Origin of the sequence: Stieleria neptunia, from assembly GCF_007754155.1 — a bacterium.
Lineage (GTDB): Bacteria > Planctomycetota > Planctomycetia > Pirellulales > Pirellulaceae > Stieleria > Stieleria neptunia.
The window spans coordinates 5,686,179-5,700,466 of the sequence record NZ_CP037423.1; the positions used below are offsets into that span (position 1 = coordinate 5,686,179).

Genomic DNA, 14,288 nt, shown 5'->3' on the forward strand with positions numbered 1-14,288 from the left:
ACGGTGCCCGAACGAGATCACGTGATGGTTACCAGTCGGCCAGCGGGCCGGTGCTGCCGTCGGTCGCGTATTTGTATTGGGCGTTGCAAAACGAGTCGGTCATGCCGGCAAGGTATTCGCCGACGACGGTTTCGATCGGATGCGATTCACAGCGGCGGCGAAATCGTAGCGGCAATCGTGACGGATCGTGCCGCAGCACTTCAAACATGTCCTGCAATCGATGGTAGGCCGCACGGCGGACGGGAATCAGCCGCGGATGACGGTACACCGCTTCGAACAAAAACGATTCCAACTCGGCCCGTTCACGTGCCAATTGATCACTGTGTCCCAGTCTCAGTCCCGCATCGCGGACCTCCGAGACGCTCTGGCCTTGGAACTCCACCACGCGTTCGGTGGCTTCGCTCAGGAAGTCGGTCACTTGCAGATCGATCAGCTCGTGTACCAAGAGTTGACGTTCTTCGCGAAGTCGATCGGTGCCTTGTTTTTCGCGAACCAATTCCATCGCGCGCCGGACAATCGACAGCTCCATCAACTCGTGCATCGACAACAATCCCATTTGCAGGGCGTCGTCGACGTCGTGGGCGTCATAGGCCATCGAGTCCGCGGCGTCGACCAGCTGGACTTCCAACAGCGGGCTGCGGCCGACGGCGGCTTCCGCCTTGTGGGCCCGCACGTCTTGCCCGTCCAGAATCTCCAACGACAGATTCAGCCCCGGGAATGTCGCGTAACGCTGTTCGAGTTGCTCGACGATGACGAGGGCAAACCCGTTGTGGGAGAACCCGCCGACCGGCTGCATGCATTCACTCAATGCGTCTTCGCCGCAATGCCCGAACGGCGGATGCCCGATGTCGTGGACCAGCGCCAGGGCCTCGGTCAGGTCTTCGTTGAGCCGCAGGACACGCGAAATCGTGCGTGCGATCGATGCGACTTCGAACGTGTGGGTCAGCCGGGTTCGATGGTAGATCCCCATCTCGCCGGTGAACACCTGCATCTTTCCCGACAGCCGCCGAAAGGCACTGCTGTGGAGAATTCGATCGCGGTCACGCGCGAAGGGGCCACGATAGGGATGATCGGGTTCCGCATACCGGCGCCCCCGAGTGTCTCGGCTGCGCATCGCGAAACTGGCGAGCAACATGTGCTCGCGGTCGTCATATCGCCGAGTGTCCAGCATCGTTGTGATCAAGAAAATCCGTTCCAGTGGGCGTCGTTTCGAGTCTGGTTTTCCAGGGGGTTATCGGAGTGTAGGTCATCGCTAGAGCTGCAATCCTAGTGAACCGTGCGAATCTCGCCCACACCAATGTGTCGAGTCCCCGCAATCGCATGGTAACATAGAGGGTCTGAAGTCGAATTCCACCGTCCCTGAAGGACCTGCCGCTTGGATTTCCAGCCCTTTTCCGTCACCTGCGTGACCTGTTCCAGCCGGTTGCGCGTCAGCCGCCCGGAACTGGTCGGCAGCATCGTGAGCTGTCCCAAGTGTCAGTCGATGGTTCAGCTGGCACCACCGAAGACGGATCCGGCGGGCGCCGCCCCGATCGCGGTGGGAACCCACCTCGTCGACAGCAATGCCTTGACGGAAGATTCGATCAGCCAGTCAGACGGGCCGGATTCAGAGGCGCCCGCGACCGAGCCCGCGGGCGGATTCGCCGAGCCGCCACCGGTCGTCGGATCGGATCCGACGCGCTCCCATCAGTCCTCGGACACCCCGCAGTCCTCGGCCCCCCCCCGGTCCTCGGGCACCGCAGCACCCGGCGACCCGAACGCTCCACAACCTGCCGCGCCGCCACCGGATTGGCACAGTCAAAAAAATGCCCGCTCACGTCGCATCGCGATGCTGGTCGCCGTCGTTCTGGCGAGCATTGTTTCTGCGTCCGTCCTGTTCGCCGTCGTACGCCGAAGCCTTTCGAGTACCGCCCAATCCCAGCGGGCCGACACGGCCGTCGCCGAGCCGGAAAACAACCCTGCTCAACCGACGCCCGACGCGACACCGGACACAGGCAACGCCACAGCCGACACCGACGACCGGGCAAACACCGACCAGACGGTGACCGATCCAACCGCTGATGCCTCCGCTGCCGACGACGAACCGCCGGGGACCGCTGACTCGGGCAACCCCAGTGATGACGCGGCGGACAGGGCGCCGGTCGAAACAGATCGGGCGAACGAAGACGCCGCCCCGCCGGGCGACCTGTTGACCGACAGTCCGCTGCTGTCGGCCAGCCCATTGGACGGGATGACGCAACTGCCCTCGGCGCCGCTTGAAACACCGCCGCTTGGGGACGCCCCCGAATCGACCGACGAGACCGGTACGCTGACGGAGTTGCCCAAAGAATTGCAAGGGCTGCTCAACGGGCTGGGCGGAATCGGTCGACCGCAATTCACCGAAACCCAACCGGCTCCGGAAACCATCGACGAAATTCAATTGGATCGCGCCGCCGAGGTGGACGTTGATTTGGAAGTCGCACTCGACCCGAGAGATGCGGCCAACATGCGGCAAGCCCTGGGGTTGACCGTGGCGATGCAGACCTCGGATCCGAACGGTTATCCGCTGAACGATTTGATGTTGCTGCTCAGCCAACTCAGCGGGGTGCCAATCGAAGTCGAATGGGTTTCCTTTGACATCGTCGGCATACCGATCAACTCGCGCGTCCCGCTGCCCAAGGGCTGGCCGACGGTGGAAGACATTTTGACGGCGGTTTGTGCGGCGACCGATTGCACGTTCGACAAAAACGCCCGCACGATCACGCTGCGTCCGACCGACGAAAAATTCAATCAAGCCGTCGCCGAGCTGTTGGATCTGAGTGATCTGGCGCCCGAAAACGATTCTGCCGTCACCGTGGCCCGAGCGTTGCTGGGGCAAACCGACGGTGATCCCACCGAGGTGACGATTCCGACCGAAGGTGGGCCGGCGCAATTGGCCGTGTTCGTATGCGAGGCGATCCGACGGGCACGGGGGGCGCCAGGAAAACTGCCCGACGCGATTTTCGCCCGATGGGGCGGGACGTACGAGGACCAAGTCAACGCGTGGCCGAAACTGCAAGCCGGTGTTTCGGGACCGCCGCGAATTCAAGCGGCGACCTTGGCGGCGCTGGTTCGGCAACTCGCAAAACTCAATGGAGCAACGTGCTATGTCAATTGGCAGGACGCCGCACGCCGCGATTTAAAACCGACCGACAAACGCATGCCGCGAACCGGCGAAGGGGTTTCCGCCGCCGATGCGCTGAAACAGTTGCTCGAGCCCGAGGACATGCTGGCGCGTGTGGTCGATGCCGAGCATTGGTGGATCGGATCGGATGCCTCACTCGATCGGTTTCCCGTCGTGATTTGGTTTGACGATGCCGCCGGCTCCCAAGAGACGCAACAGCGCGTGGGGATGGTGCTGCAGGGGGCGGCCGTGAACGAGCAGATCATCGGTGCGGTTGCGGTCGATCCGACAAGCCAGAAATGCGTCGCCATTCTGCCCCGTTTTGTGCTGCGTCAATTGCCTCGCATGCTCGACGACGCGCTCTAGTCGAGGCCGCGTTGGGCGGCAGCCCGCCTGGCGGGACTCGCCGACAACTGGCCATTTCTCTAATGCGGCGGACCGAAACGTGGTCTAAGTTCCGATAACGCAGGTTGGCCTTGTTGTCGCCGCCGGGAATTGAGCCCCCAGTAGGATCCCCCCAGTACTTCCCCTCCAGTACGACGTTGATTTGAGATGAAATTCCTTGTCCCCTTGGCCCTGTTGTCTGTCGGATGCTTGATTTATTTGGCGTCGTCGTCCGATTTCAGACTCACCACGCTTTCAGACGCCACACGTTCCGCGGACGAGTCGCAAATCGAAACCGATGCGTCGGCCACGGACGCGTCCGGGCAGGGGCGTTTGAATCCGAACCCGGCGTCGGGTTCGAGCCCGAAGTTGGTGCTGATGAAATTTGGTGCCCCGTGGTGCCCGCCCTGCCGGATGATCGACAAAGAACTCCGCAAACTGGGGCGGACCAGTCTGCCGGTCGAAATCCGTAAAATCGACGTCGACGAGCGTCCGGAGATGGCCGAACGCTATGGGGTCAGCAGCATTCCGCGTTTGATCTTGCTGCAGGACGGTCGCAAGATCGCCGACGCGGTGGGGTACCAATCGGCGGACGACTTGGCCGCATGGATCAACGAGAACGCTTCGGCCGAAGCCCTGGCAGGGAAAAAGCGATCGTCCAAATCATCGGTGGTTCAGGCCAACCCATTCTTCGAGTGATCTTTATCGCCCGGATACCTGATCCGAGCCGAGGGGCCCGCCGAGGGGCCTCTGGGTCGAACAACGCCGTCCGATGGTTCCGAGCGGTTTTCCGGATTTTGCCGATCGGCGACGCAGTTTGGGGGAAATGCGGACTGATTCCAACCGGCCCGGTTTGAATCGAGTAGACAGACCCGAAGCTGACGTGGACAATAAGGAAATTGTTGGGTTGCCGATTTCCATGCCACGTTTTCGTTCGTTGCCTCCATGCCGATTCAAATCAAATGCCAGTGCGGGAAAGCTCTCGCGGTAAAAGATCAATTCGCAGGTAAAGCGGTCAAGTGCCCCGCTTGTGGGCAAGGGATCAAGGTTCCCGCGGCGTCCGCCCAGCAAGTCGCCGCTCCTTCGGCCCAGGCGGTCGGTACGACTGCGGCCGGGAACCCGATGAACGATCTGTTCGACGAAGAAGGGTTCGGGACCAACATCGCCGCGGTCTGTCCGTCGTGTGGGACCGCCATGGCGGCCGACGCGGTGCTGTGCACCAAATGTGGTTTCAATAAAACCACCGGCGAGTCGGTGCGTGGTCACCTGACACCCGGCGTCGACATCTCGACGGGAACACTGGCGCTACAGAAAGCGGCCGAAGACATGCGTCGTGCGGACAAGATGCAAAAGGACATGACCGAGCGCGCCGGCATGCCCTGGTGGATGCTCGGCTTGATCCTGTTCATCTTGGCCAGTGCGACGGGATTGGCGGTGATGGCCGTGATGTCCGCCAACCGCACCACGGGGCAAGACAATTTTAACGCGATGCAGACCTTCCTGCAGTTGGCCGGATCGGCATGTGCACTGGTCGCGTTCGGCGCCCTGGTCAAGCTGATCGTCGAAGGATTCAAAGAGGACAAGAAAGTCGGTTTCCTGTGCTGCACCATTGTTTATCTGTTTTATTTCGTGTTCCAAAAACCGAAGTCACGGATCGGTGCATTCTTGGTGATGATCATCCTTGGCGGTATCGCCGGTGCCCTGTTTGCTAAAAGCCAACAGGTGTAGCGGTTGAATCCGCAACGAACGACCGACATGATCTTGGACAAAACCGCCGAGTTCGCGTTGCGGTCGCCGGATGGGTTGGAGATTTTGTCGTGAGTCGGCACTGTCATCCGCGCTGTCGGCCGGACCGTCGGCCGCTGCTGGCGTTGGCCTGGTTGGCCGCGCCGATGTTGCTGTTTGTCGTTTTGCGACTCCCCACGCTGATCCATCAACCCGGTATGCAGGACGAACAATGGTTCGCCGTTCCAGGATTGACGGTCTGGCGCGAAGGCATTCCGCGTATTCCGTATGTTCCGACCCGCAACCGCGCGACGTTGTTTGAAAACGCGGATGTCTGCCTGATGGCGCTTCCGCCGGGTTTGTTCTACGTCCAGGCCCCCTTCTTTGCGATCTTTCCGCCGGGCTACGCCACCGCGCGGCTGCCGCTGTTTCTGGCCGGTCTGGCGACGATCGCGATCGTGTTTTGGATCGTCAAGCGCATCGGGGGCAGCACGCCGGCGGCCGGCGCGGCGGCACTGATCGTTTCCCTGTCTCGACCGCTTTTGTTTACCGGGCTGACCACACGTCCCGATCTGCTTTGCGCCGTCGCGGGATGGCTGTCCGTCATCGCGGCGTGGCAGATGTTGAGAAACGCGCCGGCCAGGGACGGTCGCTGGGCATTCACCAGCGGTGCGCTGTCGGGGTTGGCGGGTTTGTTTCATCCGTTCGCGCTTGTGTTTGCGATGCAGGGCGGAGTCGCGATGCTGTTGGGGGCGGCGACCGTCGGACACAAGGCCAAACGTGCGGCGCTGTTCATTGCCGGAAACGCGTTGGTCATTTCATGGTGGATTCCGCTGATCGTGTCGTATCCCTATGAATTTCGCAGCCAGTTTTTTGCCAACGTGCTCGATCGGGCCGGTCCGGGGCTGCCGGCTCGAATCGTTTGGCCGATCCCTTCGATGATCCATCACGCCCGTTTGCTGTATGAATTTGCCGGTCCCCTTCAGTGTCTGCTGATTGCATTGGGACTGGTCTTGGGAACCGCGTTGTTCTGGCAACAGCGAACACTTTCTGCGTCAGAGCGAAAGGGTTTGATCGCGCTGGTCTGGTCGAGCGTGTTCCTGACCGCCACCGTCGCCGGATTGCACCCGACCAAGGGTTATTGGATCTACCCCTTCGTTTGGATCGTCGCCATCGCCGTCGTCGGGATCGACGGATTCATTGCCAGGCGTTTCGGTGATCGCCGTTTCCAGGCAGGTTGCGGCCCATCAAGCACTAGCGCGTTTCGCTCCGTGAATGCGGCGGCCGATGACAGTTCGTTCCCACGTGCCGGACGCGCATCGGTTGTGAGCGGGACGCTGTTGGCAATGGTGGTGTTGATGTTGCTTCCCGGAGCCGGACTTCGCACCACATGGGTTTACTTGTCGCGTTGGAAAGATCCGACCGTCTATGCGCCTGCATTCATCGATGGCGTGCTCGACGAATTGCCGCGAGAAGGTGTTTTCTACGCTGATTTGTCTTATGTGTTTGACGTTTATTTGAGTGGTCGCGAGACGCGGTTGTGCCAGGAACGTGAGCAATACTGGGGGGACGAACCGATTCCCTACACGTACTTGCTGCTCTCCTGGGAAGGTGACGACGCGGGCTGGGCAAACCAATACGACGGTTTTCACGTACGGCGGATCGGGAACCGTGAAATTCCCCAAAACTGTTTTGTGGATTTGTATCGGCCGGCACCTGTCCACCTCGCAGAACCCCACGATTCCATTCCACCCGATGGCGACAGCGAATGATCAGCCACGATGAAGGCGTTCAGCGACGCAACCGCCAATTGTCGATTGTCATCCCTGCGTACAACGAACAGGAAAACATCGGGCCCTGTTTGGAGGAACTGATGACGTTGTTGGTCGATCAGTCGGGGATCGACACCGAAGTCATCGTGGTCAACGACAATAGTAGCGATGCGACCGAAGCCGAGGTGCTGAAACGTCGCGAGCGTTGGCCGTCGATCCGACTGGTCCGGCGCCAGCCGCCCGGCGGGTTCGGCCGCGCGCTCCGCAGCGGGCTGCAATTCGTTCGCGGCAAAGTTGTGATTATCTACATGGCGGACCGGTCCGATCACCCCGAAGACGCGCTGCGCTATTACGAAACGATTCAAGAAGGGTACGACTGCGTGTTCGGGTCGCGGTTCATCCGAGGCGCCGAAGTCAAGCGCTATCCGACTGTTAAATTGTGGGTCAATCGCTGTGTCAATAAAGCGATCCAGTGGATGTTCTGGACGCCGATGAACGATTTGACCAATGCGTTCAAGGCGTATCGGACCGATGTCGTCGATCATTGCGGGCCGTATCGCGCCTGCCATTTTAATATCACGCTGGAAATGTCACTCAGCGCCCTGATCAGCGGACACCGGATCAAGGAAATCCCGATCCGCTGGGAAGGCCGGACATGGGGCTCCACCAATTTGCGGATGCGCGAAATGGGACGCCGCTATTTGTGCACGTTACTGATGCTGTTTTTTCAACGCGTGCTGATGTCCGATGACGTCGTCGCCGAGCGGCAGAGACATCTGGACACGGCGATCGAGGTCATTCCCGAGGCCTGACGATTTGCCGCGCGGTCGGGGCCTGAATAAGTCGGGGCCTGAACAAGACGTTTTACCGGCGGTGTGTAGATCCCGATGCCCGAGGGCAGGTAAACTATCGGTGACCTGCCGCACATTGACCTCGGTCGGTGACGCAGCCAATGGCGATCCATATCGATCTCAGGTCCCCTGTGTCGCACCTGAAACGTGCGGCACCGCACCCTCTGCAGAACTCAACGACCTGCCCGATCCCTCTGCTCCCCACTCCTCGAGATTCATCGAAAATGAAGTTTCCATTCCGATGCCCGGCACCCGCAGTTTTGCTCGCTGCGCTTGCCCTGCCCGCTCTCGGTGTTCTGGCCGACTCGGCCTCCGCGCAACAAACTCGACCCAACGTCGTGATCGTGATCACAGACGATCAAGGCTATGGCGATTTGTCCTGCCATGGGAACCCGATTCTGCAAACACCCAACCTGGATCAACTACATCGCGATTCGGTCCGGCTGACCGATTATCACGTCGCGCCGACCTGTTCGCCGACTCGCTGTGCCTTCCTGACCGGTCACTGGACCAATCGGACCGGAGTCTGGCACACGATCATGGGCCGTTCGATGTTGCGAGAAAACGAGGTCACCATGGGAGACGTCTTTTCCGCGGCTGGCTACGCGACCGGTATGTTCGGCAAGTGGCACCTGGGCGACAACTATCCCTATCGCCCCGAAGACCGCGGTTTTACCGAAGTGATGCGGCACGGCGGCGGTGGAGTCGGCCAGACACCGGATCACTGGGACAACGCCTACTTCGACGGTTCCTACTGGCACAACAGCACGGTGACTCCGGTCAATGGCTTTTGCACCGACGTGTTCTTTGACTATGCCGAACAGTTCATTCGTGATTCGCATTCGGCCGACAAACCCTTCCTGGCCTACATCGCCACCAACGCGCCGCACGGCCCGATGCATTCCCCCAAAAAGTACAGCGAGCCGTATGCCAGCCAGGGCACGGGATTGGCAAATTTCTACGGCATGATCGCCAACATCGACGAGAACGTGGGACAGTTGCTCGGGCTCTTGGAAGATTTGAAGATTGCCGACAACACGATCTTCATCTACACCACGGACAACGGCACCTCCGCCGGCGACAAGGTGTTCAATGCCGGAATGCGTGGCAAGAAAGGCAGCCACTATGACGGCGGGCACCGCGTCCCGTTGTTCATTCGTTGGCCCGACGCTGATCTGGTCGGCGGCCGCGACGTCGACACGCTGACCGGGTACGTCGATGTGCTGCCGACGCTGATTTCGATGTGCCGTGTCGACCCGCCACAAGGCGTTCGCTTCGACGGCGTCGACATCTCCCCGTTGATCTTTGATCGTGCGACCGATTGGCCGGATCGGATCCTGGTCACCGACTCGCAACGCGTCAAAGATCCGATCAAATGGAAAAGCTCGGCCGTGATGACCGACCGTTGGCGATTGTGCAACGGACAAGAGTTGTTCGACATCGACGCCGACCCCGGGCAACAGAACGATGTCTCGTCCCAGCACCCAGATGTCGTCACGCGACTAAGAAGTTTCTATGAAAGTTGGTGGGCGGAACTGGAGCCGACCTTTGACCAATCCACGGCGATCTACCTGGGGCACCCCGCCGACAACCCGGCCCGATTGACCAGCCACGATTGGATCACCACGCGGATGACACCTTGGAATCAAAGCCAAGTCCGGGCGGCGATGAACGGCCCCGCCAACACCGGATTTTGGAACGTCAAGATCACCGAGGGCGGCAAGTACGTGGTTCGATTGCGTCGTTGGCCGCAAGAAATCGATCGCCCGATCACCAGTCCGCTGGCACCCGGGGCACCGGTGCCCGGCCAAAAGGCGTACCGCGAAACGCCTGGCAAGCCCGTCGCGGCAGCGAAGGCCACGCTAAAAATCGGCGGCGTCGAAAAGTCGGCAACGGTTCCCGAAGGCGCTAAAGAAGTCGTCTTTGAATTGGATCTGGATCCCGAAACGACGACGATGACGGCAACCTTCGAAACGGACTCCGGAGAAGTCTTCGGCGCCTATTTCGCCTACGTCGAAAAAATCTAAACGTCGCAGTCACCCCGGCAGCGCAAACAAAAAATCGGCAGCATAACACTGCCGATTCGTTGGACTTGCTTCAAAGTGGGATAGGCTTCCAGCCTATCACCCTTCGTGCATGACAGGCTGGAAGCCTATCCCACAAGGAAACCCTAGCGACGGGTCTTTTTGACCTTTGCGCCGCCCTGACGGACTTTGAATTTCGGATTGCTCTTGCAAATCACGTAGACCCGACCACGACGTTTGACGACTTGGCAATCGGGGTGGCGATACTTCAGTGCGCCAATGCTGCTGACAACTTTCATCGGAATCTCTCACCGGGTGGCGCTCTCGAAAGAACGCTGGTAATTTGTGTCTATGCCCCGAAGCCTCTCTCCGGGTTCTCGCGATCCATGGTCGCTTTGAGGGTCGCGGAGTATAACGACCTTCGTGGACTGTGTATAGCGACCCTGTGACCCTGTCCAGAGCAATCACTTTCCGCTCCCTTTTCTCGGCGAATTCCTGGGTGGCCGTGGCCAGGGCTTTCTGGGGTGATCAGCGTCCTTGGCAAGGGGGCACTACGGCATGCGAATGCCCTGGGGTACCCTACCGATTCCCTACCCATTCCCAATCACTCTTTGGCCAGCGATGACACGATTTGCTTACTTTGATTGCTTTAGCGGGATCAGCGGCGACATGACGCTGGGGGCCTTGATCGATTTGGGGGCCGATGCGGCGGCGATCCAGGCGGCGATTCGGTCGATGGGGTTGCCGGATCTGTCGATCACGACCAGCGACGTCAAAAAATGCGGGTTTCGTGCCGTTTCGGTTCAAATCAACCATCCTCCCGAGCACGCCCACCGGCACCTGCACCACATCACGGACATGATCGATTCGGCCGGCGAAATCGACCAGGCGGCCAAAGCGTTGGCCAAACGGATCTTCGGCCATGTCGCGGTCGCGGAAGCCAAGGTGCACGGAACGACGCTGGAAAAAGTCCATTTTCACGAGGTCGGGGCCATCGATTCGATCGCCGACATCGTCGGGGCCGCGGTGGCGATCACGGGTTTGGGCATCACTTCGGCGATGGCGTCGCCGGTTCCGACGGGAACCGGATCGGTCAAGATCGATCACGGGCTGGTGGCGGTCCCGGCCCCCGCGACGGCCGAAATCTTGTGCGGAATCCCGATCGCTCCCTGTTCGATCGCCAAAGAGTTGACCACGCCGACCGGCGCGGCGATCCTCAAGGAACTGTGCACCGAGTTTGGGCCGATTCCCTCCATGATCGTCGACTCGATCGGTTACGGGGCCGGCACGATGGATTTGCCCGACCAGGCCAACATGCTCCGCGTCCTGCTCGGTCATCGCCACGCCAACGAATCCGCCGGCGGGCACGCCCACACCCACCACGACCAGGTCGTGGTGCTGGAGACGAATCTGGATGACGCGACCGGCGAGCAGATCGCCGACTGTGCCAACCGGTTGATGGACGCCGGGGCGCTCGATGTCACGCAAACGCCCTGCACGATGAAAAAAGGCAGAAGCGGCGTGGTGCTGTCGGTGATGACGCGTCCGGACAACATCGCCAGACTGGAAGAGCTGATCTTTCAACACACCCCCTCGATCGGAATCCGACGCTACGTCGCCGACCGTGACACGTTGCCGCGGCAGTCGATCACGATCAACACCGCGTTGGGGCCGGTCCAGGCGAAATCGGTCACGTTGCCGGGCGGGAAAAAACGCGTCAAAGTCGAAGATGACGATGCGCGGCGCCTGGCGGATCAGCATTCGTTGTCGACGATGGAGGTCCGTCAACTCGCCGAAGCCGGTTTGTAGGGGGCCTAAAATTTGGCCTTCGAGCTATAATTCTGCCGACACGACTTTTCTTGTCTTCCTGACTTCAACGGATGGGCCGTCTGCCGATGCCACTGACGACAGAATCTGAATACGCCGATGATACCGAGGTGTCCGCCCGGAAGAGGGGCGAGGAAGGCTTGCCTCACGCGTCTGCCAGGGTCGGCGATCAAAGTGGCTACGACGTGGTCAACTCCGCCGCTTCGCCGCACGAATTCGCCAGACCCAAACGCTGGGACCTGTTCCTGCTGTACAACGTTGCGATCCCCATCCTGTTGGTGCTCGCCGGTGTTTTGATCTTTCGCACCCTGGGGGTTGCCGAAGCGAAACCGGTTCCCCCGCCGGACACGTCGCCGACCGCGGTGCTTCAATCGTTGCCGGCGACCCGCGTCGAACGTGTCCGCTCGCTCGCCGAAACCGGTCAACAACTCGAACTGGTGATCGACGGCACGGTCGTTCCCTTTCGCGAGGCACGTGTGGCATCGGAAGTCGCCGGGACGGTGATCGAAAAATCCGCCAACTGCGAAGCCGGATCGATCGTCACGCAAGGGGAAGTCCTGATGCGAATCGATCCGCAAGACTACGAGTTGGAAGTCGAGCGACTGAAGAACCAACGGGATCGCGAATACCGGGCGATCAGCGAAAACGATCAAGAGATTGCCAACACGCAACGTTCGATCGAGATCGCTCGCGAAGACGTGAAATTGCAACAGAAAGAAGTCGATCGTCAGGCGGCACTGAAAACGTTCGCCAGCCAAGCGGAAGTCGACAAAGCCCGAAGCGCGCTGCTGCAAGCCAATCAACAACTCGTCACGTGGGAAAACCAGCTCGACCTGCTGCGTTCGCGACGCCTGCGTCTCGAAGCCGCCGAACAACTCGCCGCGACACAGCTGCGGGCGGCCGAAGTCAATCTGAAACGCTGCACCATCGTCGCCCCGATCAGCGGCGTGATCGTCAGCGAGCAAGCCGACGTCAATTCCTTTGTCAATCGCGGCGCCACGCTGGTGACGATCGAGGACACGGAAAAAGTGGAAGTCGCCGCCAGCATGCGGATGGATCAACTGCACTGGGTGCTGGACCAGAAACGGCGATCGGATCAGGAACCGACCGGCCAATCGGCGGGATACGATTTGCCCGCGACCGAAGCGATCATCGAGTACGAAGTCGCGGGACGTGAGGGCACCGTGCATCGCTGGAACGGCACCCTGGTTTCCTACGACGGAATCGGGATCGATCCCAACACCCGCACCGTGCCGGTTCGTTTGCTGGTCGATGACCCGACGCATTACATCGACGAAAAAGGTCGCGAAAAAATCGCCGATCGTACCAATGCTCTGTTACGCGGCATGTTCGTCCGCGTGCGATTGCAACTGCGCCCCCAGTCCGAACTGGTCGTGATTCCCGCCAAAGCCCTTCGCCCCGGCAATCGCGTCTGGAAATTCCACGAAGACGAGGCGGTGCTGACCGAACAGGTTGCCGCGGCAAAGAAGGCGGCCCAAGCGGCTCCGTCGACGGTGGTTGCCACCCCGGCAACGGACGCTAACGCTCCACAACCCGGCGACGAATCGGAAGCACCGCAGGACCAGCCCTTCGACCCCGCCGCCTGGAACGCGGGCTTGGTCCGATACTCGCAAACCGTCTTTCCCATCGACTCGCTGCGGTTGCGAGACGCGCGGGTACTGGACCCGAATTTGGCCCCCTCGCTTCAGTCGCCCGATCGTGTTTGGGTTTGCGAAGCGGACACGTCGGACTTGGCGGCCGGCGACTATGTCGTGGTTTCCCCACTCGATTCGATTCCGCCAGAAGGGCTGCCCGCGCGAGCCGAGATTCAAGAATGAAGCGACTGATCACGTGGGCGATCACCAACGCGCCCGGTATGAATGTCTTGATGGTGGCGCTGATGACGATCGGTGCGCTCTCGTTGGTTCAAATGCGCCGGGAGGTGTTTCCGGAATTTGAACTCGAGGTCGTCATGGTGACGGTGCCTTATCCGGGGGCGACGCCGAAGGACTGTGAAGAAGCGATCTGCCAAAAGGTGGAGGAGGCGATTCGCTCGATCAACGGGATCAAAAAAGTCACCTCGATCGCCCGAGAAGGCGGTGCGTACGTGCTCGCCGAACTGCGATCGGATGTGCAGAACGTCCAAAAGGTGATGTCGGAAATCGATCGTGAAGTCGATCGGATCCCGAGCTTTCCGGTGTTGGCCGAAGACCCACAAATCCAGCAGATCACGTTTCGTGACGCCGCGATCCGCATCGGGATCATCGGCCCCCAAGACCGCTCGCAGGAAGCGGAACTGAAGCTGCGGGAAATCGCCGAAGGTATCCGCGACGACGTGCTGATGCTGCCCACCGTCTCGTCGTCTTCCATCATGGGCACGCGGCCGTACCAGATCGACGTGGAAATTCCCGAGTCGACGCTCCGCAGTCATGACCTGACGCTGACGCAGGTCGCCGACATTCTGCGCGCCCACAACGTGGAACTTCCCGGCGGGCAACTGAAAACCGAAGGCCAGGAGATCTTGCTGCGGGCAATGAACAAGGGCCGTGTCGGTGAGGAGATC

At 60.4% G+C, this 14,288-nt stretch carries 11 protein-coding genes; 9 read left to right on the forward strand and 2 right to left on the reverse strand.

The annotated features are described in order from the left end of the window. Positions 1-28: 28 nt before the first annotated feature. Entirely contained in the window at positions 29-1,171 is a 1,143-nt protein-coding gene (dgt, locus tag Enr13x_RS19680) for a dGTP triphosphohydrolase (protein ID WP_145388644.1), read from the reverse strand. A 204-nt stretch (positions 1,172-1,375) separates the two neighbouring features. Here dgt and Enr13x_RS19685 point away from each other — a divergent pair, with 204 nt between their 5' ends. The 6 genes from Enr13x_RS19685 to Enr13x_RS19710 all read left to right on the forward strand — a co-directional run bounded on the left by Enr13x_RS19685 (position 1,376) and on the right by Enr13x_RS19710 (position 9,901). Beyond that, a complete protein-coding gene (locus Enr13x_RS19685; RefSeq protein ID WP_145388645.1) occupies positions 1,376-3,508 on the forward strand; it encodes a hypothetical protein in 2,133 nt (710 codons plus the stop codon). A gap of 186 nt (positions 3,509-3,694) precedes the next feature. After that, on the forward strand, positions 3,695-4,225 hold the full coding sequence (locus Enr13x_RS39015; protein ID WP_231743655.1) for a thioredoxin family protein: 531 nt from the start codon (positions 3,695-3,697) through the stop codon (positions 4,223-4,225). A gap of 246 nt (positions 4,226-4,471) precedes the next feature. Beyond that, the gene (locus Enr13x_RS19695) at positions 4,472-5,254 is read left to right on the forward strand and encodes a hypothetical protein (protein WP_145388646.1); all 783 of its coding nucleotides are present in this window, start codon (positions 4,472-4,474) and stop codon (positions 5,252-5,254) included. Between the two features lie 89 nt (positions 5,255-5,343). Next, positions 5,344-7,023, forward strand: coding sequence for an ArnT family glycosyltransferase (locus Enr13x_RS19700; protein WP_145388647.1), 1,680 nt, complete (start codon positions 5,344-5,346; stop codon positions 7,021-7,023). Continuing rightward, the gene (locus Enr13x_RS19705; protein WP_145388648.1) at positions 7,020-7,835 is read left to right on the forward strand and encodes a glycosyltransferase family 2 protein; all 816 of its coding nucleotides are present in this window, start codon (positions 7,020-7,022) and stop codon (positions 7,833-7,835) included. Before Enr13x_RS19700 ends, Enr13x_RS19705 begins: the two co-directional genes overlap by 4 nt. Before the next feature lie 263 nt (positions 7,836-8,098). Next, the gene (locus tag Enr13x_RS19710; protein WP_145388649.1) at positions 8,099-9,901 is read left to right on the forward strand and encodes an arylsulfatase; all 1,803 of its coding nucleotides are present in this window, start codon (positions 8,099-8,101) and stop codon (positions 9,899-9,901) included. A 143-nt stretch (positions 9,902-10,044) separates the two neighbouring features. Here the strand turns inward: Enr13x_RS19710 and ykgO are convergent, their stop codons facing one another. Further along, positions 10,045-10,197: a type B 50S ribosomal protein L36 gene (gene ykgO / locus Enr13x_RS19715; RefSeq protein WP_094417406.1), complete on the reverse strand. Its 153-nt coding sequence runs from the start codon at positions 10,195-10,197 to the stop codon at positions 10,045-10,047. Positions 10,198-10,519: 322 nt separating this feature from the next. Here ykgO and larC point away from each other — a divergent pair, with 322 nt between their 5' ends. The 3 genes from larC to Enr13x_RS19730 all read left to right on the forward strand — a co-directional run. Then, the gene (gene larC, locus Enr13x_RS19720; RefSeq protein WP_145388650.1) at positions 10,520-11,707 is read left to right on the forward strand and encodes a nickel pincer cofactor biosynthesis protein LarC; all 1,188 of its coding nucleotides are present in this window, start codon (positions 10,520-10,522) and stop codon (positions 11,705-11,707) included. Positions 11,708-11,793: 86 nt separating this feature from the next. Continuing rightward, the gene (locus Enr13x_RS19725) at positions 11,794-13,563 is read left to right on the forward strand and encodes an efflux RND transporter periplasmic adaptor subunit (RefSeq protein ID WP_197455215.1); all 1,770 of its coding nucleotides are present in this window, start codon (positions 11,794-11,796) and stop codon (positions 13,561-13,563) included. Further along, positions 13,560-14,288, forward strand: a 729-nt coding sequence (locus Enr13x_RS19730) for an efflux RND transporter permease subunit (RefSeq protein WP_145392499.1), incomplete at its 3' end; no start/stop codon positions are given. The genes Enr13x_RS19725 and Enr13x_RS19730, both read left to right, overlap by 4 nt.